The organism is Rhizobium favelukesii (assembly GCF_000577275.2).
Classification (GTDB): domain Bacteria; phylum Pseudomonadota; class Alphaproteobacteria; order Rhizobiales; family Rhizobiaceae; genus Rhizobium; species Rhizobium favelukesii.
Window position 1 is genome coordinate 425,860 of the sequence record NZ_HG916854.1, and the last position, 25,209, is coordinate 451,068.

Genomic DNA, 25,209 nt, shown 5'->3' on the forward strand with positions numbered 1-25,209 from the left:
AAAGGTCGACATATTGTCAGCGGACTTCCACCAGCTTCTCATCGTTTTTACAGCCTATGTAATCGCCGCGGGTAGTCCAGGCCCGAGCAACATGCGGATCATGGGCGTCGCCATGAACCAGGGCAGGCGAGCGGCGCGCGTTCTCGCAGCGGGAGTTGCCAGCGGGTCGATTTTCTGGGGGATCATGGCCGCAACCGGTGTTTCGGCAGTTCTGAGCAGACACGCGCAGGCGCTGATTGTGCTCAAGATACTTGGAGGTCTCTACCTACTCTGTATTGCCCTTAAGGCTGGCAGAGCCGCGCTCACTCCTGATCACCGAATTTCGCAGCACACAGGGGACCAACCTGCGTCCGTCGCAGCCATCTATAAACGTGGACTGCTGATGCACCTCACCAATCCTAGGGCGATACTTGCCTGGATAGCGCTGATGACACTCGGTCTTGGCTCGGAAGCTTCTCCCCGTACCGTTGTCACGGTCCCCGCAGGCTGCGCCATGCTTGGAGTGTCCATCTTTTGCGGTTACCCACTCGTCTTCTCGACGGCGCCGATGGTTGGAATGTATCGCCGTGCCCGACGCTGGATCGAAGGAACATTGACCCTGTTTTTTGGCTTTGCAGGGCTGAAACTCTTGTTATCCCGCACCTGAACATAGGATTTTCCTCGTGCCGCTCTTCCACGGTTTATCAGCTTTTCCCATTACCCCCGCTGACGCTTTCGGCTTGGTCGACACGGCCGCACTTGCGCGCCTGCTGAACCGAATCCAGATCGCCGGCGCAGACGCCATCGGGCTGTTGGGTAGCACAGGAGGCTACGCGTTTTTGTCCCGGACAGAACGGCAACGCGCGGTGAATACAGCAATGTCCACGGTCGGTGGAAAGATACCGGTCATCGTGGGTGTTGGAGCCCTTCGCACTGACGAGGCTCAAGCCTTGGCGCGTGACGCCAGGATGGCAGGCGCTGATGGTCTGCTCCTCGCGCCGATGTCGTACACGCCACTATTCGAAGACGAGGTCTACGAGCATTTTGCCACCGTCGCGGATGCCGGAGAACTTCCGTTATGCATCTATAATAATCCCAGCACCACGAAGTTCACATTCAGCAGAACACTGATCGCGCGCCTAGCAAAGGTGGCAAACATCCAGGCCGTGAAGATGCCGCTGCCGGCTGACGGCGACTTCGGAGCCGAGTTGACAGCTCTCCGTACCGAGACGCCAGCGAACTTTGCTATCGGCTATAGCGGTGACTGGGGCGCGGGATCGGCAATCCTTGCAGGTGCTGACGCCTGGTATAGCGTCGTTGGAGGTCTACTGCCCGTAGAGGCCCTCGCCCTAACGCGAGGCGCTCAAGCTGGCGACATCGCCGAAGTGGAACGGTTCGACCGATTATTCCAGCCTTTGTTCAGCCTCTTCAAGGAGTTCGGCAGCTTTCGGGTCATGTACGCCATTGCGGCTGCCTTGGACCTCGGCAGATATGATCCGCCACGTCCGATCATGCCATTACCAGAAGCTGCTGCGTCCAGGGTGCAACGGGCTCTCGACCATCTCTCCGTGCGGTCCTAAGGCTTCTGCCTGCCAGAGCAAGATGCGCCTTGAGGTGACGACCGCGCATTGCGGGAGGCTCATCAACGATGACGCTCGATACGGGCGTCATCGGGATGTTGGAGGCATGCAGTCTTTGGACTCTGGGCGCCGTCTCTGCTAATTTTGTCCAGCAAGCGGAGGAGGAGACCTTCGTATATCTGGTTTCGAACCGGCCACGGTTCTAAATAAAAGACTTGCAGGGCTCAATTTACGCAGGAGGACGTCTCATGCGCGGGTGTGCTATTGCTTGCATATGCGCCGCATTGATGGCGCTACCGGCGGTCGCCGCGGACAAACCGCATAACGCCAAGGTCCCACCGTCTTCGCCCACAAGCTGCCGAACGTGCCTGGAAAGAGCATGCGCGGCGTTTTGGTTGAATACGGTCCCGGCGGATCCAACCCTTCGCATACGCATGCGAAGAGCGCCTTCATCTATGCAACCGTGATCGAAGGGCGCATCAAAAGCCAGGTCAACGATGGCCCGATCAAGGTCTTCAATACCGGCGACAACTGGATCGAGGTGCCTGGCGATCATCACCGCGTGAGTGCCAATGCCAGCGAGACTGCACCAGCGAAAATCCTCGCAGTCTTCGTGGTGGATACCGACGAAACGACGCTGACGATCCCCGATAAATGATCGAGGCCTTCGGCTTGATGTCTGCGAAAGCCAATTCGCTGCCGCATCTCTTGCGATCGCCTGCGCGAGCTGTGCGAATGCGCGCAAGGATAGGTCGACCGGCGCAGTGCCGCAGCAGCTGCCGGGATGCTATCGACGATGCGAGGAATGCTGCTGCTTTGAAAGACCTGAAATGAGAGGAGTAGGACTCATGAGGATTGTTATCATTGGCGGCTCCGGCCTCATCGGGACCAAGGTTGCGGAGCGTTTGAGAAGCCAAGGACACGACGTCCTGCGGGCCTCGCCCTCAACCGGCATCAATTGTGTCACAGGTGAGGGGCTCGCCGAAGCGCTTGCTGGGAGCTGCGGTCGTCGTTGACGTGGCGAATTCCCCTTCGTTTGAAACCGACGCAGTTCTTGCGTTTTTCGAGTGCTCAACGATGAATCTGCTCGAAGCCGAACGGGACGCAGGCGTTCGCCATCACGTGGCGCTTTCAATCGTTGGTATAGGGCGTTCGCCCGATAACGGGTATTTTCGGGCGAAGCTTGCTCAGGAGGGCCTTATCAAAAACGCATTCCATACACGATCGTTCGTTCAACGCAGTTCCTGGAATTCCTTGGCGGCGTTGCCGAGTCTTCGGTTGTCGATGGAACTATTCGCGTGTCGCCCGGCGCGTTCCAACCAATCGCGGCGGATGACGTCGCGAATTTCGTTGCCGAAGCAGCGAGTGCTCGCCCTTTGAGCGGTTCCTTTGACATTGCTGGGCCGCAGCAGAAACCGATGAGTGATTTCTTGTCCCACTATCTCGCCGCGGCCGGAGATGCCCGTAAAGTGGTTGCCGATCCTACGGCCAAGTATTTCGGTGCTGCCGTTGATGACGAATCATTGGTGCCCCTTGGGCCCGCCAAATTGGACCAGTTGGACTTCGACACGTGGTTCGCAAAGCGAGGATGTCGTTTGCCTAATTGGCCTCCGCCCGGGACGCCACGGGGCAATCTCGTCAGGCAAGGTCCAGGCGGTTTCAGGGGCTACCACAGCAAAGGCGATGGGATTGAGGGTGGGCCAGCGTTAGATTTGCATTCGACTCATCGGGCAGCAGGCACGCCGCGTCCCTTACTGTTCAGGCAAGTCTGAAAAGCTTCTCAGCTTTCAATTGCCCGTATGTACCTTTCCATCGACTGCATAACGGCACGCATGCCATCCTTTTTAATCGTGCGGCCTGCGAAGGCGCCGTAGATTGCCTCAAACGGATAGGGCCGGACTGCTTCTACAATTGCCTCCACCGTTCTGGCGTTGAGCGGGATAAGATTTGGATAGCTGCGCATGAAGCTTACATATTTGCGGTCGAGGGCGATCTGCATTGTGTCGCCCACAAAAAGAGCGCCCCGCCCACCCTCGAGCCAAGGACAGTGAAGCACCGAGCTACCAGGAAAATGACCGCCGCATCGCACAATGGTCGCCTGACCAAGCGGCATTGTGTCATCCTCCCATGAATGCAGCGCTGGATCGGATCTCTGCACCCACTCGCGGTCATCGGCATGAGCGTAGATCGGCACACCGTTAAAGATCGTGCTCCACTCGACCATCGAGGCGTAGAAATGAGGATGCGAGATAACAATCGCCGCCAGTCCGCCTGCTGCCTTGATCCGCGCCACGCATTGCTCGTCAACGAGGCTCAGGCAATCCCAGAGAATGTTGCCTGCTGGTCCATTGACGAAAAAGGCGCGCTGGCCGATCGCGAACGACGGTGAAATTTCGAGGCTGTGTATGCCCTCGGCTTCTTTCTTCCAGATAACTTCATGTGTTCGACCGATGGACGTCATATCCGTGAATTGCTGGCCTGTCTCAGGCACGAACTGCCGCTCATCTTCGCAGATCGGACACCTTTGCGGTGGTTCTTGACGCTCGTCAAACTGGGTGCCGCAAGCGGTACATATAAAGCAGATCATCTTCATATACCTGAGAGTCCAATTTCGTGTGATGTCGTCATAGAGGCGGAGGGGATGAAGATACTGACGACGGCGAAATTCACTCGTCCAACGATCGCGGAACGTTAGTGGTGGCAGGAGGCCGCCTCAGCCCATGTCGATATAGTCCGGATAGCGCTCGGCAATGTCATTGATCATCGAAAGCGTGCCTGACAGATGGATCTTCATCGCTTTTTCTGCGCCTACGGGGTCGCCGGCGGCAATGCCTTCGATGATTGCGTCATGCGCATCGACGACCCGTTGGGTGCCGACATTGAGAAGATTGAGCCGCCGAAGCCGATCGATATGGCCGCTGTGGCGGCGGATGATCGGCCAGATATGCTCAAGCCCGGCTTCTTCATAAATGATGAAATGGAAAGCTCGGTCAAGGACTAGGAAATCCGCATATTCGTTGGATGCGACCAGCGTCTTCAGCTTGGCATTGGCCGAACGCAGGCGATCGGCGACATGGCGCGCGGTTGCGCGCTCGGCGAGATTGAAGACAGCCTCCTGCTCGACGGCGCGCCGCATGAAATGTGTCTGGCGGGCAAGATTGATATCGATCTTGGAAACCAGCGTCGCATATTGCGGATAGACCGTGATGAGGCCTTCCTCCTCCAGTCGCATCAGAGCATCGCGCACCGGCGTCTGGCTGAGACCGAACTGCTTTTGCAGTTCGACGCGCGACAGGGCCGTGCCGGGAGCAAGCTCCAGGGCCAGAATGCGCTCACGAAGATATTCTACGATCTGCGGCGCAATCTGCCTCGTGCGATCAAGCCCACTGCGATGCTTGGCCGTCAGCAAATCCAAGGTCAAAGAACGATCCTTTGTTTTCATCGATCGTGTTAATGCATTAATGTGTTAGTTTAGGTCGCCATGCGCTGCATGTCCATATCGAGAGCATCGCAGAACAAGGAAAAGCTGATGCCGGAGCAGTTTCTTCCCGCAGAAACACGGCCGTCGAGCCATGCCGGCCAGATCCCTGAAGAGACAACCCCACATCCCGACAAGCTCGCGGGCCTTGTTGCGGAGAAGCCAGTGCACCTCGTCAAATACGCGATGGTGCGGCCGAACGCGGCCAACGCTGCCTATCTTAACGTCGGTTCTGCGGTCATCGGAAAGGACTTGGTTGCAAGGGCATCGGTGAATGCCACGTGCAGTTCGGTAAGCGTAAGCTTACGATCTGCACGTCGGGCGTCTGCATTGACCTGCTCGGGCATCGCGATCTGCCATAATCAAGCCTGGATCCGCAGCCGAAGGGGAGCAACTCAACTGCCCGTTGCTGGAGTTCGAGACGGTCCGCGTGCTGCCGCGCCAAAACGTGTGATTGCCGGGCCTTGGCTGAGTTGACAGTCCTGCAGTCGTTGACTAATACATTAGTGCTCTAGTGCGTGTAGCCGATGGAGGATCGTAGCTGACCGCAAATCAGCGGTCTGCCGCACAAAGGAATTTTGGTTTTTTGTTGAGGAGGAGAGACAATGACCATCCGTTATTCCACTGGCGCAGCAGCGCTGCTTTGCGCAGTTTTGCTTTCCGGTGCGGCGTATGCAGTTGAGGGCGAGGTTAAGATCGTGCTGCCGGAGCAGCCGGCAAACCTCGATCCCTGCCGATCGATCCGCTCCGACATCGGCCGCATCATCAATTCCAACATCACGGAAACGCTGACAGTCATCGAGCCTGAAAAGGGAACGGTCGCGCCTTGGCTCGCCGATAAGTGGGAACGGGTCAACGATCTGACGTGGCGTGTCCATCTGAAGAGTGGCGTCAAGTTCCAGGACGGTGCCGAATTCAATGCCGACGCCGTCGTCAAGTCCATTAACCGTCTCATGAATCCGAAACTCACGTGTGACAGCCGCTCGAAGTTCGGCGACGTCAAGCTGACGCCCAAGGCCGTCGATGCGCAGACCGTCGAGATCGTCTCCGACAGCCCGGTTCCAATCATGCCGACATTGCTTGGCACGGTGCAGATCGTCTCGCCGAACATGCCCTTTGACAAGGAAAGTAACAAGCCAGTCGGGACCGGTCCCTATGTCGTTGAAAGCGCATCGACCGAGGAGATCGTGCTGAAACGCGATGACGGCTATTGGGGCGCCAAACCGGACGTGACGCGTGCCACCTATGTGTGGCGCAACGAGTCGGCAATCCGCGCCGCGATGATCGAATCGGCCGAGGCAGACCTTACCCCGTCGATCGCGGTACAGGACGCCACCAATCCGCAGACCGATTTCGCATACCTCAATTCCGAAACGACGCGCATGCGCATCGATGCGCAGATTCCGCCGCTGGACGACGTGCGCATCCGCAAGGCACTCAACATGGCCATCGACTGGGATGGTATGGGCGAGGCGCTGTTCGGCAAGGACGTACTGCGTGCCTCGCAGATGGTCGTACCGGGCGTGCGCGGCCACAATCCCGACATCAAGGCCTGGACCTACAATCCCGATGAGGCGAAGAAGCTGGTCGAAGAGGCGAAGGCGGCCGGCGCTCCCGTCGACAAAGAGATCGTGCTCATCGGCCGAAACGGCTTCTTCCCCAACTCCTCGGAAAGCCTCGAAGCAATGCGCTCGATGTGGCAAGAGATCGGCCTCAATGTCTCGATCCGCCAGCTCGAGGCCGCCGACTGGGTCCGCTACCTCGACAAGCCGTTCCCGGAAGGCCGTGGCCCGACACTGTTCCAGCAGCAGCATGACAACAATACGGGCGATGCCGGCTTCACGGCACCTGTCATGTATCTGAGCGACGGCCAGTATTCGACGATCGCCGACAAGGATCTTGACGCCAGACTGAAGAAGGCGATGGCCGCGACCGGCGACGATCGTGAAAAGCTCTTCCAGAGCGTATTTGCCAAGGTCCACGACGAGATCGTCGCCGACGTACCGATGTATCATATGATCGGTTATGTCCGTGTCGGGCCGCGCCTCGACTGGAAACCCGATCTGAAGACGAACAGCGAGATCGCGCTCAGCGAAATCCACTTCAAGAACTGACTTCCACAGGGCGTGGCAGGTTTCGCTGCGCCCTTATCATTTCATTCCAGAAGGTAAGGAAACGCGGTGCTCGGCTTCATTCTCAGACGCTCGGCCCAGAGCTTCATTGCAGTGATCGGCCTGCTGATCCTGGTGTTCTTCCTTTCGAGGCTGACGGGCGATCCGGCCTATCTCTATCTGCCGCTCGACTCCTCGCAGGCCCAGCGCCAGGCGTTTTCACAGACGCACGGCTTCAACGACCCGCTGATCGTCCAGTTCGGCCGCTATCTGCTGGAACTCACAAGGCTCGATTTCGGCGAGGCGATGAGCCGCAATCGGCCGGCTATGGAAGTGGCGCTCGAAGCCTTTCCCCAGACGCTGAAGCTGGCAGTTATCGCGGTCGGCCTTTCCCTCTGTCTTGCGATCGTTGTCGGCTCGCTGGCGGCGGCGCGACCGAACAGTCTCTTCGATACGCTGGCCAGCACCGCCTCACTGGCTGGCGCCAGCGCTCCCGATTTCTGGGTCGCGATCGTCGCGATCCTCGTCTTCGCCGTCGGCCTCGGCTGGTTGCCGACGTCAGGCACGGGCACACCACTTCATTGGATCATGCCGATCTTCGTGCTGACGCTCCGTCCTTTCGGCCTGCTGGTGCAGGTGGTGCGCGGCACGATGATCAGCGCGCTCAGCTCCGCCTACGTCAAAACGGCAAGGGCCAAGGGCGTCAAGCGTTCGCAGATCATCTTCAAGCATGCGCTGCGCAATTCGCTGCTGCCGGTCATCACCGTTGCCGGTGACCTGGCCGCAAGCCTCGTCAATGGCGCCGTCGTCGTCGAATCCATCTTCGGCTGGCCGGGTATCGGCAAACTGATGATTGACGCAATCGTGCGTCGCGATTTCGCGCTCATTCAGGCGACGGTGCTGGTCACCGCAGTGGCGATCTTCGTCCTCAATATCGCGATCGACCTGATCTACGCCCGCCTCGATCCCCGCATAAGGTTTCAAACGAGATGAGTATGTCGGCCATGACAACGACCGCCGAGAAAAAACAGCACGATATCGGACGGTTCCACATCCTTCGACTGATTTCGCGCAACCGCCTGGCGCTTGCCGCGGTGATCTTCCTCGTCGTCGTGATCCTCTGCGCCGTGCTCGGACCCTGGTTGATGGGCGACCTCATCGACAAGCCGAATTTCCGCGCTCGCAATATGGCGCCTTTCAGCTTCTCGCAGGGCTGGGCCTATGTGCTCGGCGCCGATACGCTCGGTCGCAGCCTGCTCGCGCGCCTCGTCGTCGGCGCACAGAATACTCTTGGCATCGCCTTTTGCGCCGTCCTCTGCTCGATCGTCATCGGCGGCCTGCTCGGGCTGGTCGCCGGCTATTCCCGCGGCATCGCCAGCGCGATGATCTTGCGCGGCGCCGATATCGTCATGAGTTTCCCGTCGCTGCTGCTTGCGTTGATCGTGCTCTTTAGCCTCGGGCCATCGATCACCAACCTCGTTATCGTTCTCGCCATCACCCGCGTACCGATCTATCTGAGGACAACGCGCGCAGAGGTGCTTGAGGTGCGCGAGCGCATGTTCGTCAGCGCCGCCATGGCGCTCGGTGCCAGCCACAGCCGCATTCTCTTCCGGCATATCGCGCCGATCGTCGTGCCGACGCTTGTCACCATCGGCGCCATCGACTTCGCGACCGTGGTTCTGGCAGAATCCGCGTTGAGCTTCCTTGGCCTCGGCATCCAGGCACCGCAATTCACCTGGGGTGCCATGGTGGCAACTGGACGCGGCTATCTTTCGACCGCGTGGTGGATTGCCTTCTGGCCCGGCCTCGCGATCCTGTTGACCACGCTTTCGCTCAATATCCTTTCGAGCTGGTGGCGAACTTACGCCGATCCGCAGCAGCGCTGGCGCATTGAGCTCGCCCGTTCGAAGAAGGGACTTCAGGAGAAACGCACATGACCGGCACGCATCTGCTTGAGGTCAAGGACCTGACCGTCGACTTCCTGTCGCTTGGCGGCGCCTTCCGCGCGGCAAACGGCGTCAGCTTCCACATTGATGCCGGCGAGACGCTGGTCATTCTCGGCGAATCGGGCTCCGGCAAGTCGGTAAGCGCCAGCGCTATCATGGGGCTCATCGATACTCCGCCGGGCGATATCTGCGCCGGTTCCGTCACATATCGCGGTCGCGATCTTGAAGCGATGAGCGAGGAAGCGCGCCGCGATCTCAATGGACGCAAGATCGCGATGATCTTCCAAGATCCGCTGTCGCACCTCAACCCCGTTTACACGATCGGTTGGCAGCTCGCCGAGGTCTTCAGCGCCCATGGCGTCGCGACGGGGGCGCAGGCGCGCGAAAAGGCAATCGACATCCTGCGCCGCGTCGGCATTCCCGAACCCGAAAAGCGGATCGACCAGTATCCGCACCAGTTTTCAGGAGGCCAGCGCCAGCGCATCATGATCGGCATGGCGATCGCGCTGAGGCCCGAGATCCTGATCGCCGACGAGCCGACGACGGCGCTCGACGTCAGCGTTCAGGGACAGATCCTCGACCTCCTGAAGAAACTGCAGGCCGAGGATGGCCTGGCGATCATCATGATCACCCATGATCTCGAAGTCGCCGCCAGCATGGCGGACCGGGTGATCGTCATGAATTCGGGGCGCATCGTCGAGGAGGGGGAGGCGCGCACCGTCTTCGAGAACCCGAAGCACAGCTATACCAGGACGCTGATCAACGCGCTGCCGCATGGTGATCAGGACGCGCCGCGGCGGCAGGCCGGCAAGCCGGTCGGCAAACCCATTCTCGAAGTCAAAAACCTCGACAAGTTCTACGCGCTCTCGTCAGGGATATTCTCTGCGCCCACGGAGCTTCACGCCGTCAAGAATCTGAGCTTCGACGTCGCGGCCGGCGAGACGATCGGCATCGTCGGTGAAAGCGGCTCCGGCAAATCGACGGTGGCGCGCGTACTGCTGCGGCTGAACGATGCCTCGAAGGGGGAGGCGCTGTTTCATGGCCGTGACATTCTGAAGATGGATGGCAATACGTTGCTCGCCTTCCGCCGCAAGGTGCAGATGGTGTTCCAGGATCCCTATAGCTCGATGAATCCCCGCATGACCGTTTTCGAGATCGTTTCCGAACCCTGGCGGATCCATAAGGATATTCTCGACAAGCCGCGATGGCGCGACCGCGTGGTCGAACTGCTGGGGCTCGTCGGGCTAAAGCCGGAGCATGCTGCGCGTTATCCCCACCAGTTCTCCGGGGGGCAGCGGCAGCGCATTGCTATTGCTCGCGCGCTTGCCTGCGAGCCGGAGCTCGTTGTCTGCGATGAGGCTGTCTCGGCCCTCGACGTCTCGGTCCAGGTGCAGGTCATCAATCTACTCGCCGACCTGCGCGATCGGCTTGGGCTTGCCTATATCTTCATCACCCACGACCTGCCGATCGTGCGCCATTTCGCAGATCGGATCATCGTCATGAAGAACGGCGAGATCGTCGAGCATGCGACGACGGAGGAGATCTTCCGCAATCCGCAGCACGACTATACGCGACAGCTCATCAATGCGACACCGAAGCCGAAGTGGCAAAGTGCCGTCGAGGCGGCATGAGACGATAGCCCTGCCGGGGCACCGGTGCCCTGTTCATGTCGGTCGCTTATCGCCTTGCTATCCACGCCGCTGCAGGGGGCCGGCGGATGCTGCGCGGCCAGCTCTCATTTGCAGGCGACGAAACTTGCCGACGCATTGCTGCGCCTCATGGTCGATTTCGTGCGGCTGCCGATCGCCCTCGTCCGGCGGGCCGGTCAGGCAAGGGTCTACGCACCCTGGGAATGAAAAGGCCGCGCAGCTGGCGCGGCCTTTCTCGTCGGTCACCTACGTCTAACGTGCGCTGAAATGCGTGACCAACGCCTCGACCAGCCTGTCGCCCATCTGCTGGCGCGTCTCCTGGGTGCCGCTACCCATATGCGGCGACAGCACGACCCGCGGATCGTTCCGCAGCGCATCGGGCACGACTGGTTCCTTCTCGAAGACGTCGAGCGCCGCGCCGGCGATGCCGTCTTTCGCTAATGCAGCGATGAGGGCCGGTTCATTGACGATCGTGCCGCGCGAGATGTTGACGAGGAAACCGCGCGGCCCAAGCTTTTCAAGAACGGACGAGCCGATCAGGCCGATGGTTTCGGGGCTTGCTGGACAGGTGACGATCAACAGGTCGGCCCATTCGGCAAGGTCGTCGATGCTGTCGATATAGAGATGGTCGACAGGCTTCCTGCGCGGCCCGAAATAGGCAACGGGCGCGCCCATGGCGCCCATGGCGCCCATCCTCGCCGCGATCGCCGAGCCGATATGCCCGAGGCCGACGATGCCGGTGTTGAGCGAGCGCAGCGAGCGGCCGAGCGGGAAGCTCTGCCGGCCCCAGTTTCCGTTGCGCACGAAATCGTGGCCACGCATCAGCCCGCGCGTCGCCGAGATGGAAAGCGCGACGGCGAGGTCCGCCACGTCTTGTGCCAGGATCTTCGAGGTGTTGTGGATGGAAACGCCGCGGCTCGCCGCCGCCTCGACGTCGATGCCGTCGAGACCGGCGCTGTAGCTGGAGATGATCTCCAATGCCGGCAGCTTCTCCAGCATGCGCGCGTCGATATGCGCATGGCGGACGGCCATGCCCCTGATGGCCGCGCCGTGTTCGGCCAGAACCCCCGCGGCTTCCGCCTCACCCTTCGGGAGGCCGATGACGGTAAAGGCTTCCTTCAACTCGCGATCCGTCTTCTCGGGCAGCTCGGCTGCCTGAAGGATGGTGATGTGCTTGAACATGGAGACCGCCTATCGTCCATTGGCCAGTCGCCACCTGGCGAAATCGGCCTTCGTCTCTTCGTGGGTCGCCGGATAGAGGCCGATGATCGACCGGCCCTTCCGCACCTCTTCGGTGACGAAATCCTCGAAGGCGGTCATCTCGACTGCCTCGTCGGCGACTTCCTCGGCGAGATGGGCAGGAACGATGATGACGCCCTCGCGGTCGCCGACCACGACGTCTCCCGGCCAGACCGCGACATCGCCGCAGCCGATCGGCACGTTGATGTCCAGCGCCTGGTGCAGCGTGAGGTTCGTCGGCGCGGAAGGACGGTTGTGATAGGCCCCGGGATGTCGAGGTCGCCGATCTCGGGACTGTCGCGGAAGCCGCCATCGGTAACCACACCTGCAACACCGCGTACCATCAGCCGCGACACGAGGATCGAACCAGCCGAAGCAGCGCGGGGATCCTTGCGGCTGTCCATGACCATGACAAAGCCTGGCGGGCACTGTTCGACGGCGGCGCGCTGCGGATGCGCGGGATTCTGGAACACAGTGAGCTGGTTCAGGTCTTCGCGCGCCGGGATGTAGCGGAGCGTGAACGCCTGGCCGACCATGTTCTTCGCCTTCGGCAGTACCGGATGGACATCCTGCATGAACTGGTTGCGCAATCCGCGCTTAAAGAGGGCGGTGCAGAGCGTGGCGCAGCTCACGCCTTCGTATTTCTTGCGCGTCGCGTCCGAGAGAACGTAGTTCGTCATGGTTCCTCCAATCCTGAAAATAGCGGCAATCAAAAAATGTCGGGCTCGCCGGCGGCCGCACCGAAATCCTTCTCGAGGAAATCGAAATCGCAGCCGTCATTCGCCTGTTTGATGTGCTTTGAGAACATCCAGCCATAGCCGCGTTCATATTTGTCGGCCGGCACTGTCCATTCGGCACGCCGCTTTGCCAGCGTCTCCTCGTCCACCAGCATGTCGATGGAGCGGTTCGGAACGTCGACGCGAATGATGTCGCCGGTGCGCACCAGCGCAAGCGGCCCGCCTATATGGGATTCGGGCGCCACGTGCAGGATGCAGGCACCATAGCTCGTGCCGCTCATGCGGGCGTCGGAAATGCGCAGCATATCGCGATAGCCCTGCTTCAGGATCTTCTTCGGGATTGGCAGCATCCCCCATTCCGGCATGCCGGGACCACCCTTCGGCCCGGCATTGCGCAGGACCAGGACGTGATCGGCGCTCACGTCGAGATCATCGTCGTCGATCGCCGCCTTCATCTCGGGATAACTGTCGAAGACGAGTGCGGGACCTTCATGCACTCGCAGCCGTTCTTCGCAGGCGGAGGGCTTTATCACACAGCCGTCGGGTGCAAGATTGCCCTTGAGGACGGCAAGTGAACCCTCGTGGTAGATTGGGTCCGACAGCGGTCGGATGACATCCGCGTTGTAAACCACCGCACCCTGGAGTGTTTCGCCGAGCGGAAAGCCGCTCACCGTCATCGCATCGAGATGCAGGCGTTGCTTCATTTCTGCCATCAGAGCCCTCAGCCCCCCGGCATAGTAGAAATCCTCCATCAGATACTGCTTGCCGGAGGGTCGGATATTGGCGATGATCGGCGTCTTACGGCCAGCCTTGTCCAGATCGTCAAGGGTCAAGGGCACGCCGGCGCGACGCGCCATCGCGATCAGGTGCACCACCGCATTGGTGGAACAGCCTGTCGCCATCGCGATCGTCGTGGCATTCTCAACCGACTTCTCGGTGATGATCTTGTCCGGCGTCAGATCCTCGAAGATCATCTCGACGATGCGCCGACCGACGCGCGCACTCATGCGGATATGGTTGGCATCGGCTGCGGGAATCGAGCTTGCGCCCGGCAGCGTCAAGCCGAGGGATTCGGCGATCGCCGTCATGGTGCTTGCGGTGCCGAAGGTCATGCAATGACCGTAGGAGCGTGCAATTCCCTCCTCGACGCCGGTCCATTGATCTTCAGTGATGTTGCCGGCGCGGCGTTCGTCCCAATATTTCCATGCGTCCGAGCCGGAGCCGAGATGTTCGCCCTTATAATTGCCGCGCAACATCGGCCCGGCCGGCAGGAAGATCATCGGAAAACCGGCGCTGATCGCGCCCATGATCAGGGCAGGCGTGGTCTTATCGCAGCCGCCCATCAGCACGGCGCCATCGATGGGATGACCGCGAAGAAGCTCTTCCGCCTCCATGGCAAGAAAGTTGCGATAGAGCATCGTCGTGGGCTTCAGAGCAGTCTCTGATAGAGACTGCACCGGCAGTTCCACCGGAAAGCCGCCTGCCTGCAATACACCGCGTTTCACATCCTCGACGCGGTGCTTGAAATGCGCATGGCATGGATTGAGATCCGACCACGTATTCAGGATGGCGATGATCGGTTTCCTGCCCCAATCCTTCGCGTCATACCCCATCTGCATCAGACGGGAGCGATGGCCGGAAGCGCGTAGATCATCTGGTGCGAACCATCGAGCGCTACGGAGCTGATCTGCATTTTTGGGCATGGGGCACATCCGACTTGGGTTTCGTCACGACCGTATTACCATCGACAGTTTTCGATTTCAATACACTAATGCATTAGTGTTTCTACGGTTGCCTCAGACGGGCCGAGCGACCGGAAGGCGTTCACTTTGAATACCGGCACGCAGCGCCCGATCACTTAAGGAGCCTCTTTCTACCTGCGGTAACCTCGCTGCAGGCCAGGTTATCTCCGCAAGCTCGGATGGGTGAGGAACAAGTCAGCCTCCGCTCGGTTCCTTCGGCATGGGAAAAACCGGTACCATCCGCATCGGCCTGTCAGGCTGGACCTATGCGCCCTGGCGCGGCGTCTTCTATCCGACAGGACTGCCGCAAAAGCGGGAATTGGCCTATGCCTCGCGCCACTTCTCCTCGATAGAGATCAACGGAACCTTCTATGGTTTGCAGACACCCGAGGCCTTCGCGCACTGGCGTGAGGAGGTTCCTGACGATTTCGTCTTCTCGGTTAAAGGCTCACGCTATATCACGCACATGCTGCGCCTGAGGGAGAGCAAAACGCCGCTTGCCAATTTCTTCGCCTCCGGTCTGTTGCGACTGGGGCCGAAGCTCGGACCGATCCTCTGGCAGTTTCCGCCGAACCTGAAATTCGATGCGGATCTTTTTGCGTCCTTCCTCGCGATGCTTCCAAAAGATACGGAAGAAGCTGCAGACTTCGCCAAGCGCCACGACACCAGGCTCAACGGACGCGACTGGCTGACAAGCGAGGGCAAGCAGCCCTTGCGCCACGCGCTGGAGATCCGCCACGACAGTTTCCGCGACAAGGCCTTCATCGAGCTCCTCAGGGAGCATGGTGTCGGCCTCGTTTGCGCGGATTCGGTCGAATGGCCACGGCTGATGGATGTGACGGCCGACTTCGTCTATTGCCGCCTGCACGGCTCCAAGGAGCTTTATGTCAGCGGTTATGACGACGAGGCACTGGATATCTGGGCGAAGCGCATCGATGCATGGGCGCATGGGAAGGAGCCCGTCAATGCCGAGCGCATCACGCTGCCGCTGCCGGGATCTGAAAAAGGTCGCGACGTCTATGTCTATTTCGACAATGACGTGAAGGTTCGCGCACCGCTCGATGCGCATTCGCTTGCCGAGCGCCTTGGCGCCGCCGTCGAAGCAGACGAATTCAAGCTGCCGAAACGGTCTCGCAAGAAAAAGCGCGTGGTCGAGTTGGCACGGCGACACTGGCCGTTGACGAGCAGTCGTCATTAATACAGCAACGGGATCTGACTGTAGCCGGCAACAAGAACGGGCCTGTTGTGCCGGTATCCTGAATTCTTTCAAGGCCTCCGAAAATTGCAGATCTCGAGCGCGCAAATCCAATTTAACGGACGCGCGCTATCGCTTGAAACGCTTCAACACGTCGAGGTCTTCGCGACCGAAATTTCCCTCTAATAGCGCGAAAGGCTCGAAGACACGGCATTCTTCCGGATTTTTCGCGAACGAGCGCGGCCAAGGCGCAGATGCGCTCCCTATCGCAGCCTTTCTTGTGAGTGCGACAAAAGCGGCTTCAACAAGACGGCCGATTTGCCACGTTTTGAGGGAACAAGTTCCGGTGACCTTCCGTTAGACCCAAAACGCTGCGGCAAGGCATTACCCCATGGATACGCGCTCCCAGTTCGATTCCCGACGCTCCCTCTTGCGGCTGCCGCCGCAGATTTATTACGTGCATCCCTTGATGCTGAAGGGGTGCGATGCCTGGAGAGAGGTCTTTGCGCATGCCAAGGATCTTGGTCTCGACACGGTACTCACTGCCCCCGTTTTCGAACGCGGCCAAAATGCTAGTGTCTTTGTCGTCAGGAATTTCGACCGTCTTGACCCTGAACTGGGACTAGGTGAATCCGTCGAGGACGGGCTCACGGCGTTGGTCCAGGCGGCTCGAGAAAAAGACATCAAGCTGATGCTCGACCTTGTCGTCGACCGGGCAGCCCTCGATGACAAAGCTGCCGAGCCAATTCCGGCCGATCCGCGGGTGACACCGCATGAAAGCCGCAGCCGTCGCATCGATTTCATCAGCGAAGCCAACCACGTCGAGGATTGGCGCAATCGCATGATTTGGCTTGCCGGCCTCGGCATCGCAGGCTTCCGCTGCTTGGGGATCGGGCGCCTGGCGCCGCAAGCATGGTACGACCTTATCGCCGCGACCCGGAAATCGGCTCCGCAAACGACCTTTCTTGCCTGGACGCCAGGGAGCGCCTTCGAAGACCGCAACGCACTTGAGGGAACCGGATTTGACGGCAGCTTCTCCTCGCTTGCATGGTGGAACCTTGAGGACCGCTGGATCATGGACGAATACCAGATCCAACGGCAGATCGGCTATCAGATTACCTTCCCGGAAGCACCGTTCGGCAAGCGCGTCGCCAACGGTATCGACAGTTGCGAGGTTCTAGAGCGCAAGGCTGTGCGAGCACTGAAACTGGCTTCCACATTTGCCAGTGGCCTGATGATCCCCATGGGCTTCGAATACGGTGTGGCCACGCCCCTCGATCCGATGCATGGCGACGCAACCGGCTTGCCTGGACTTCGTGAAGTCGGCTCTTTCGATCTCTCAGGCGACATTCGCACTGTGAGCGCGGGAACCAACAAGACCGCGGCCGGCTTCGCCCGGCAGCCGCTCAGGTTGGTTTTTGCCAGTCAGGCGCCGACGGTCGCCTTGATGCAGACCGAGCAGGAGGACATCCGCACGTCGCAGAAGGCGCGCGTCGTCGTCCTCAATCGCGACCTGCGGCGGGTGGCGCATGCGCCATTTAACGCGGTCCGCGAAGCGGCCTCCGCTTTTCTGCCGCTGCAGGCACTCGATGCGGAAGACGAAACCTTTACCGCTCAGCTTAAATTGAGGCCGGGTGAACTGCGTCTGTTCGAAGGAACATCATCAATTCCGATCGTTGATGCGGTCGCGGTACCTCGTGTCGAGGACGCAGCGGCTTCTGCAAGGCTGGCTATTGAGAACATCGCGCCGGCGGTCGATGAGGGGCGTTTCGTCGTCAAGCGCGTCGTTGGCGAGACGGTGAAAGTCGAAGCAGATATTTTCGGCGATGGCCATGATCCCCTGTCGGCGGCCCTGCTCTGGCGACCGGCCGACGAGGCGAACTGGAACGAGGTCCCCATGCAGTTGATCGAAAATGATCGGTGGCAGGCGGAATTCACGCCGAAGCGCATGGGGCGGCACGAGTTTTTGGTCGAAGGCTGGCGCAATCCATTCGCCATCTTCCGCTACGAGTTCAGCAAGAAGCACGAGGCGCGGGTCGATCTGCGCCTGGAAATCCAGGAGGGCATCAACCACGTGCTCGATGCGCTCGACAATTCATCCGGTCGGATCAAAAACCGGCTGCGAACGGTCTTCGACAGGCTGACCGAGGTGCAGGACCCCCAGCGGATCGAAATCCTGCTCGCCGCCGAGACGGCCGAACTAATGGCTAAGGCCGATCGCCGTCCGTATCGGGTTCGCTCGCAGACCATCCCGCTCGATGCGGAACGCGCCGCAGCTGCGTTTGCGAGCTGGTACCAGATTTTTCCACGCTCCCAGAGCGGCGATCCAAACCGCCACGGCACCTTTGACGATGTCATCAAACGCCTGCCAGCCATCCGCGCGATGGGCTTTGACGTGCTCTATTTCACGCCCATCCATCCGATCGGCCAGACGAACCGCAAAGGCAAGAACAACAGTCTCCAGGCCGCGCCAGCAGATCCCGGCAGCCCCTACGGGATCGGCTCGGAGGCGGGCGGCCACGAAGCGATCCATCCCGAGCTCGGCACGTTCGACGATTTGCGTCGGTTGATCGAAGCAGCTGGCGACACAGGTCTCGAAATCGCGCTCGACCTGGCAATCCAGTGCTCGCCCGACCATCCCTGGTTGAGTAAACATCCCGGCTGGTTCGATTGGCGGCCGGATGGCACGATCCGCTATGCGGAAAATCCGCCGAAGAAATACGAGGACATCGTCAACGTTGATTTCTACGCCCATGACGCGATCCCCGCACTATGGATTGAGTTGCGCGACATCGTACAAAAATGGGTCGACAACGGTGTCAAGCTCTTCCGCGTCGACAATCCGCACACCAAACCGTTTCCGTTCTGGGAATGGCTAATCGCCGATATCCGCTTGCGGCATCCAGAGGTCGTCTTCCTATCGGAGGCCTTCACCAAGCCGAAGGTCATGTATCGGCTCGCCAAGATCGGCTTTTCACAGTCATACACCTATTTTACATGGCGCAACGCCAAGTGGGAGCTCGAGCAGTACATGCGCGAGATCACCACGCAGGAACCGAAGGAATTCTTCCGGCCCCACTTTTTTGTCAACACGCACGACATCAACCCTGATTTCCTGCAGAACGCGCCGCGCCCTGCCTATCTGGTCCGTGCTGCGCTCGCCGCGACACTGTCTGGACTTTGGGGCGTCTATAATGGTTTTGAGCTTTGCGAAGGCCGGCCCGACGCAAAGCGCAAGGAATATGCCGACTCGGAAAAGTATGAGATTCGCGCCTGGGACTACGACCGGCGGGGGAACATCAAATCCGAGATTGCCATGCTCAACCGGATCCGAAACGAGAACCCGGCTCTGCATTCGCATCTCGGCCTTCAGCTTCTCACAGCCTGGAACGACAACATCATGTTCTATGAGAAGGCAAGCACGAGCCGTGAGAACGCTCTGCTGATTGCCGTCAACCTCGATCCATACAATGCACATGAAGCCGATGTGGAAATTCCACTCTGGTCATGGAACCTGCCGGACGACGGCGCGCTCGACCTCGAGGACTTGATCACCGGTTTGAGATCCACATGGACCGGCAAGATCCAGCGCATTCGGCTCGATCCGCATGCAGGCCTGCCGTTCGCGATCTGGCGCGTGAGATAAGGGAGGAAAAACGAAATGGACACGATGACCGTAAGCCATGGCCCACTCACTGACACCGACGCGCCCGAGCCCGATCCCCTGTGGTACAAGGACGCGGTCATCTACCAACTTCACATCAAATCGTTCTTCGATGCCAATGGCGATGGTATTGGCGACTTCACGGGCTTGCACGAAAAGCTCGATCATATTGAAGCGCTTGGTGCCAATACGATCTGGCTGCTGCCGTTTTTCCCTTCGCCACGTCGTGACGACGGATATGATATCGCCGACTATACCAATATCAGCTCGGACTACGGCACGACGGAAGAATTCAAAGCCTTCGTCGAAGCGGCTCACCAACGCGGTCTTCGCGTGATCATCGAGCTCGTCATCAATCACACGTCCGACCAGCACCCATGGTTCCAGCGAGCCCGCTTGGCCCCTCTTGGCTCTCCGGAGCGGGAGTTCTATGTCTGGTCGGATACGGATCAGAAATTCCCGGAAACGCGCATCATCTTTCTCGACACCGAAAAGTCCAACTGGACCTGGGACGCAGTGGCTGGCGCGTATTATTGGCACCGGTTCTACTCCCACCAGCCCGACCTCAATTTCGATAATCCGCTGGTCCTGGAGGAACTTCTGGGCGTAATGCGGTTCTGGCTTGAAACCGGCATCGATGGCTTCCGGCTCGACGCCATCCCTTATCTGGTCGAGAGAGAAGGCACGATCAACGAGAACCTTCCGGAGACGCACGCGATCCTGAAGAAAATCCGCTCTGCTCTCGATGCGACACATCCAGGCAAGATGCTCCTTGCCGAAGCCAATCAGTGGCCGGAGGATACGCGCGAATATTTCGGCGACGGCGACGAGTGCCATATGGCATTCCACTTCCCGCTCATGCCGCGCATGTATATGGCGATCGCCAAGGAAGATCGCTTCCCTATCACCGACATTATGCGGCAGACGCCGGAAATCCCTGAGAATTGTCAGTGGGCGATCTTTCTTCGCAACCATGACGAGCTGACGCTCGAAATGGTGACTGATGAAGAGCGCGACTATCTCTGGAACATCTATGCCGCCGACCGCCGCGCCCGCATTAATCTCGGCATCCGGCGCCGTCTTTCACCGCTCATGGAGCGCGACCGTCGCCGCGTCGAGTTGATGAACGCCCTGTTGCTCTCCATGCCGGGTACACCGGTGATCTATTATGGCGACGAGATCGGAATGGGCGACAATATCTATCTTGGCGACCGCGATGGTGTGCGCACGCCGATGCAATGGTCTCCGGACCGCAACGGCGGGTTTTCCCGAGCCGACCCGGCACGGCTCGTGCTGCCGCCTATCATGGATCCTCTTTATGGCTACGAGGCGGTGAACGTCGAGGCGCAAGCAGCCGACGCGCACTCGTTGTTCAACTGGACCCGACACATGCTGGCCTTGCGCAATAGGCACATGGCCTTTGGACGCGGCACCTTGAGGTTCCTGGCGCCTGGCAACCGCAAGATCCTGGCATACTTGCGTGAATACGATAACGAGACGATCCTTTGCGTCGGAAACCTTTCCCGGCTGCCGCAGGCCGTCGAACTCGATCTCGCGCAGTTTGACGGCCGCGTGCCGATTGAGCTGACGGGCATGTCTCCATTCCCGCCGATTGGTCGGCTCACCTACCTGCTCACGCTTCCGCCATACGGGTTCTTCTGGTTCAAGCTCGCTCAGGACGCAGATGGACCTGCCTGGCGCACCGAACCTCCCGAGCAGTTGCAGGACATGATGACCGTAGTGGTGCGGCGCAATCTGCAGGAATTGGTCGACGAGCCAACGCTTTCGCGGACGCTCTCGAACGAGGTTCTGCCGGCCTATCTCGCCAAGCGGCGCTGGTTCGGCGGCAAGGGCGAGCCGTTAAGGCGTGCCTGCCTCGTGGCCGCGACGCCACTTCCCTTTGCCGGCAACCTCCTCTTGGGAGAACTGGAGGCAGAGCTTGATGGGCGCGTCGACACCTATCTCCTGCCGCTTGCGGTTTCGTGGGACGACAGTCAGCCGACTGCGCTTGCGCAGCAACTGGCTTTTGCCCGCCTCCGTCAAAGCCGACGCGTGGGGTTTTTAACCGACGGTTTTGTAATGGAGGGTCTCGCACGCGGCGTCGTCCGCGGGCTCTGTGAACATGCAGTAATCTCCGGCCGCACCGGCAGACTGGAATTCCTCGGCACGGAGCAGCTGGACTGCATGCACGTCAACGATGACGTGCCGGTGCGGTGGATCTCAGCCGAGCAATCCAACAGTTCCTTGATCATCGGCGACATGGCGATGGTAAAGCTCATCCGCCATATCTTCCCAGGCACCCATCCCGAGGTGGAGATGACCCGCCACCTCACCCAAGTTGGGTACAAAAATACGGCGCAGCTGCTCGGCGAAGTCGCGCGCATTGCCCCGGATGGCAGCAGGTACACGTTCATCATCGTGCAGGCGGCCATCCGCAATCAAGGCGATGCCTGGGACTGGATGCTCAGCAATCTTCGCCGCTCGATCGATGAGATACTGGTTATCGGCCTTGACGAGGAAATGATGGACGAGCATTTCAAACCGCTCGTCGACTTTGTCGCTGCAGCCGGCAAACGCCTCGGCGAATTGCATGCGGCGCTGGCGCGGCCAACCGATGATGAGGCTTTCAAACCGGTCAGGATGTCCAACGCGGATGCCGAAGCACTGGGAAACGCCGTCAAGAAGCAAATCAAGGCCAGCCTCGCCATTCTCGAGGAGACCCGCGACAGCCTGGCTCCGGCGATCGCTCAACAGATCGGGCCGCTCATCGAAGAACGCGAGGACCTGTTGAATGCAGCCAGCCATCTTGCTAAGGCTGCAGCTGGTACCCTCATGATCCGCAATCATGGCGACTTTCATCTTGGCCAGATCCTGGTCTCGGAGGGCGATGCCTACATCATCGATTTTGAGGGCGAACCCACCCGAGATCTTGACGAACGTCGCGCCAAGACCAATCCGCTGCGAGACGTCGCAGGGCTACTGAGATCACTCAGCTATTTGGCGGCGTCGGCAGATCTTGACACAGACGTGGTGAGCCAGGTGGATAGCGAGAGGAATGCGGCGCTCGTGGCACGCTTTATCGAAATGGCCGAAGCAGCATTCCTCCAAGCCTATTTCGACGCGATCGACAACGCCCGAGACCTCAGAATTCCAGCACATTCACGCGGTCGCATCATCGATCTGTTCCTGTTGGAGAAGGCGGCCTATGAGATCGCCTATGAGGCCCATAACCGTCCCAATTGGCTGGCCCTACCGGTTGCCGGTTTGTCGGCCATCGCATCCAGGCTCTTGGAGAACGTCGCATGAGATACGAGCGCGCAGACCTGATGATTGGCACTGTCCAGGAGGCTCTTCAGGAAATCGTCGAAGGCCGCCACGGCGATCCGTTTTCAATTCTTGGACCTCATCAGTACGGCGATCTTACCGTAATAAGAGCGCTGTTGCCGGCTGCGATCTCCGTGGATGTCGTGGAGGTTGGCACCAATCGCGTGCTGACGCGGCTGGAAACGATACACGCGGGTGGGCTCTTTGCTGGGGCGATCTCCAGCCCGACCAGGTACCTCTTTCGCATCAACTGGCCCGATGCCATGCAGGAGACCGAGGACCCTTACGCGCTCGGCCTGCTGCTCGGCGACCTTGACCTGCATCTGATCGCTCAGGGGACCCACTATGATCTCGGCCGCACACTCGGTGCCCTTCCGATGGAAATTGATGGCGTCCAGGGCGTGCGTTTTGCCCTATGGGCACCGAATGCCCGGCGTGTGTCCGTTATCGGCGACTTCAATTCCTGGGATGGAAGACGCCATCCGATGCGGCTGAGGCCCCAGGCAGGCGTGTGGGAGCTTTTCATCCCCCGCCTCACGCATGGCGAGCGCTATAAGTTCGAACTGATAGACGCTCATGGCAATCTCCTGCCGCAAAAGGCAGACCCGGTTGCCCGTGCCAGCGAAGCCGCACCCTCGACGGCCTCGATCGTCGCCTCCGCGAAACCTTTCCGCTGGAGCGACGAGGATTGGATGCGCACGCACCGCGCGGACCGAGCTCTCGACGGTGCTCTCTCGATCTACGAGGTGCACCTCGGGTCCTGGCTCAGGATCACCGAGGAGAAAAACCGACCGCTCGATTGGGTCGAACTTAGCCAAAGGCTGGTTCCCTATGCCCGAGACCTCGGCTTCACGCACATCGAATTGCTGCCGATCATGGAACATCCGTTCGGCGGTTCCTGGGGCTATCAGCCGCTTGGCCTCTTCGCGCCGACCGGTCGACATGGCACGCCAGAAGACTTCGCCTATTTCGTGGATCGCTGCCATGCCGAAGGCATCGGCGTCATTCTCGATTGGGTGCCAGCCCATTTCCCCACCGATGTCTGGGGGCTCGCCCGCTTCGACGGGACCGCACTTTATGAGCACGAAGACTTGCGGGAGGGGTTTCACAAGGACTGGAACACTTTGATCTACAATCTCGGTCGCAACGAGGTGAAAGGTTTCCTGATTGCCAGCGCCCTCGAATGGCTGGAGCACTACCACGTGGATGGGCTGCGCGTCGACGCAGTCGCCTCGATGCTCTACCGTGACTACAGCCGCAACGAGGGCGAATGGATACCGAACGAGTACGGCGGCCGCGAGAACTTCGAAGCAGTCGAATTCTTGAAACACCTGAACAGCATCATCCATCACCGCTGCCCCCATGCCTTCACAGTCGCCGAAGAGTCCACCGCCTGGCCCGGCGTCACGAAGCGGCTGGACGAGGGCGGCCTCGGTTTTGATTTCAAGTGGAACATGGGGTGGATGCACGACACGCTGCATTACATGCAGGACGACCCGGTCTATCGCAAGTATCACCACTCGGCGATGACCTTCGGCATGATCTACGCCTATTCCGAACGCTTCATTCTGCCACTCTCCCATGACGAGGTGGTGCACGGCAAAGGCTCGCTCTTCGGCAAGATGCCGGGCGATCACTGGCAGAAGCTCGCCAACCTACGCTCCTACTACGGCTTCATGTGGGGGCATCCGGGCAAGAAGCTGCTCTTCATGGGCGGAGAAATCGCCCAAGAGGGCGAATGGAGCCATGACGGCTCCGTACATTGGGATCTGCTCGACCGGCCGGATCATGTGGGCATGCAGCGCCTGATCCGCGACCTGAACAGTCTCTACACGCGAGAGCCGGCATTGCAGTTCAGCGACCTGGATGCCACGGGCTTCGAATGGGTGGTTGCGGATGATGTGGAAAATTCGGTCTACGGCATGCTGCGCAGTGCGAAAGACCGTTCCTCGCATGTCCTGATCATATCCAATCTTACGCCGTTGCCAAGGAAGGATTACCGCGTTGGGGTTCCGGCGGGAGGCCGCTGGGAGGTGATGCTCAACACTGATGCCGCTGTCTATGGAGGAGCTGATCTCGGGCAGATCGAAGCACGAGCGGAGCGCCAGCAGACGCATGGCAAGGAGTTCTCAATCCCGCTCACACTCCCACCGCTTGCGACGGTTTTCCTGGGATGGACGGGTTAAGCATTATTTGTCGCTCGACAGCCAAGCGGCGATTCCCTGTCGCTGACGGGCTTCCGGAATGCGCCAACTTAAGACCTGACTGAGATCTCCTGTGCGTGACGGGACTCTCCTACGCGAACCGGATCGCCGTTCTCGCGCGCGCCTTTGCCGCCACTTCCTCGCGATCGCGAGGAGGTTGAGAAGTCTCCAGCGAATCGAGCAGCTCGCGGGCGCATGCCGCGATCGAACCGACCGCGCGCTCGAACGCGATCTCATTGCGTTTCGACGGTTTGCTCGTTCCGCTCACCTTACGCACGAACTGGAGCGCGGCATCATGGATCTCGTCGTCCGTCGCTGGCGGATCGAAATTGAACAGGGGTTTTATATTTCGGCACATGAC

15 protein-coding genes and 3 pseudogenes are annotated in these 25,209 nt (G+C 59.8%); 12 read left to right on the forward strand and 6 right to left on the reverse strand.

Going from position 1 to position 25,209, the window contains the following annotated elements; all coding sequences use genetic code 11:
* Nucleotides 1-13: 13 nt before the first annotated feature.
* The 4 genes and pseudogenes from LPU83_RS62085 to LPU83_RS62100 form a co-directional block, all read left to right on the forward strand.
* The gene (locus LPU83_RS62085; protein ID WP_024314180.1) at nucleotides 14-646 is read left to right on the forward strand and encodes a LysE family translocator; all 633 of its coding nucleotides are present in this window, start codon (nucleotides 14-16) and stop codon (nucleotides 644-646) included.
* A 16-nt stretch (nucleotides 647-662) separates the two neighbouring features.
* Nucleotides 663-1,559 (forward strand): dihydrodipicolinate synthase family protein, encoded by an 897-nt coding sequence (locus LPU83_RS62090; RefSeq protein ID WP_024314179.1) that lies wholly within the window; start codon nucleotides 663-665, stop codon nucleotides 1,557-1,559.
* Between the two features lie 248 nt (nucleotides 1,560-1,807).
* Nucleotides 1,808-2,217, forward strand: a pseudogene (locus LPU83_RS62095) (cupin domain-containing protein).
* Between the two features lie 190 nt (nucleotides 2,218-2,407).
* Nucleotides 2,408-3,139: pseudogene (locus LPU83_RS62100) on the forward strand (SDR family oxidoreductase); the annotation flags it as partial.
* A 200-nt stretch (nucleotides 3,140-3,339) separates the two neighbouring features.
* On the opposite strand, the gene LPU83_RS62105 reads toward LPU83_RS62100, so the two are convergent.
* Nucleotides 3,340-4,146, reverse strand: a complete 807-nt coding sequence (locus LPU83_RS62105) for an MBL fold metallo-hydrolase (protein ID WP_024314177.1) — start codon at nucleotides 4,144-4,146, stop codon at nucleotides 3,340-3,342.
* Nucleotides 4,147-4,272: 126 nt separating this feature from the next.
* Nucleotides 4,273-4,980, reverse strand: coding sequence for a GntR family transcriptional regulator (locus LPU83_RS62110; RefSeq protein WP_024314176.1), 708 nt, complete (start codon nucleotides 4,978-4,980; stop codon nucleotides 4,273-4,275).
* 662 nt (nucleotides 4,981-5,642) lie between these two features.
* Here LPU83_RS62110 and LPU83_RS62120 point away from each other — a divergent pair.
* From LPU83_RS62120 to LPU83_RS62135, 4 genes are all read left to right on the forward strand, one after another.
* The gene (locus LPU83_RS62120; RefSeq protein WP_024314175.1) at nucleotides 5,643-7,151 is read left to right on the forward strand and encodes an ABC transporter substrate-binding protein; all 1,509 of its coding nucleotides are present in this window, start codon (nucleotides 5,643-5,645) and stop codon (nucleotides 7,149-7,151) included.
* Between the two features lie 66 nt (nucleotides 7,152-7,217).
* Nucleotides 7,218-8,141 (forward strand): ABC transporter permease, encoded by a 924-nt coding sequence (locus LPU83_RS62125; protein WP_024314174.1) that lies wholly within the window; start codon nucleotides 7,218-7,220, stop codon nucleotides 8,139-8,141.
* Entirely contained in the window at nucleotides 8,138-9,085 is a 948-nt protein-coding gene (locus LPU83_RS62130) for an ABC transporter permease (RefSeq protein WP_024314173.1), read from the forward strand. The genes LPU83_RS62125 and LPU83_RS62130 overlap by 4 nt, the downstream gene beginning before the upstream one ends.
* Complete coding sequence (locus LPU83_RS62135) at nucleotides 9,082-10,725, forward strand: ABC transporter ATP-binding protein (RefSeq protein ID WP_024314172.1); 1,644 nt, start codon at nucleotides 9,082-9,084, stop codon at nucleotides 10,723-10,725. The genes LPU83_RS62130 and LPU83_RS62135 overlap by 4 nt, the downstream gene beginning before the upstream one ends.
* A 270-nt stretch (nucleotides 10,726-10,995) precedes the next feature.
* On the opposite strand, the gene LPU83_RS62140 is transcribed toward LPU83_RS62135, so the two are convergent.
* The 3 genes and pseudogenes from LPU83_RS62140 to araD form a co-directional block, all read right to left on the reverse strand.
* Nucleotides 10,996-11,925: a 2-hydroxyacid dehydrogenase gene (locus LPU83_RS62140; RefSeq protein ID WP_024314171.1), complete on the reverse strand. Its 930-nt coding sequence runs from the start codon at nucleotides 11,923-11,925 to the stop codon at nucleotides 10,996-10,998.
* 9 nt (nucleotides 11,926-11,934) lie between these two features.
* Nucleotides 11,935-12,662 (reverse strand): annotated as a pseudogene (locus tag LPU83_RS62145) (ribonuclease activity regulator RraA).
* A gap of 29 nt (nucleotides 12,663-12,691) precedes the next feature.
* On the reverse strand, nucleotides 12,692-14,422 hold the full coding sequence (gene araD, locus LPU83_RS62150) for an L-arabinonate dehydratase (protein ID WP_029709951.1): 1,731 nt from the start codon (nucleotides 14,420-14,422) through the stop codon (nucleotides 12,692-12,694).
* Nucleotides 14,423-14,681: 259 nt separating this feature from the next.
* Here araD and LPU83_RS62155 point away from each other — a divergent pair, with 259 nt between their 5' ends.
* From LPU83_RS62155 to glgB, 4 genes are all read left to right on the forward strand, one after another.
* A complete protein-coding gene (locus tag LPU83_RS62155) occupies nucleotides 14,682-15,659 on the forward strand; it encodes a DUF72 domain-containing protein (protein WP_024314169.1) in 978 nt (325 codons plus the stop codon).
* Between the two features lie 388 nt (nucleotides 15,660-16,047).
* A complete protein-coding gene (locus LPU83_RS62160) occupies nucleotides 16,048-19,302 on the forward strand; it encodes a maltotransferase domain-containing protein (RefSeq protein WP_024314168.1) in 3,255 nt (1,084 codons plus the stop codon).
* A 24-nt stretch (nucleotides 19,303-19,326) separates the two neighbouring features.
* Nucleotides 19,327-22,626: a maltose alpha-D-glucosyltransferase gene (gene treS / locus LPU83_RS62165; protein ID WP_112334130.1), complete on the forward strand. Its 3,300-nt coding sequence runs from the start codon at nucleotides 19,327-19,329 to the stop codon at nucleotides 22,624-22,626.
* Nucleotides 22,623-24,830: a 1,4-alpha-glucan branching protein GlgB gene (glgB, locus tag LPU83_RS62170; protein WP_024314166.1), complete on the forward strand. Its 2,208-nt coding sequence runs from the start codon at nucleotides 22,623-22,625 to the stop codon at nucleotides 24,828-24,830. Before treS ends, glgB begins: the two co-directional genes overlap by 4 nt.
* A 109-nt stretch (nucleotides 24,831-24,939) precedes the next feature.
* Here glgB and LPU83_RS62175 read toward each other — a convergent pair whose 3' ends face one another.
* On the reverse strand, nucleotides 24,940-25,206 hold the full coding sequence (locus LPU83_RS62175) for a DUF2277 domain-containing protein (RefSeq protein ID WP_024314165.1): 267 nt from the start codon (nucleotides 25,204-25,206) through the stop codon (nucleotides 24,940-24,942).
* Nucleotides 25,207-25,209: the final 3 nt, after the last annotated feature.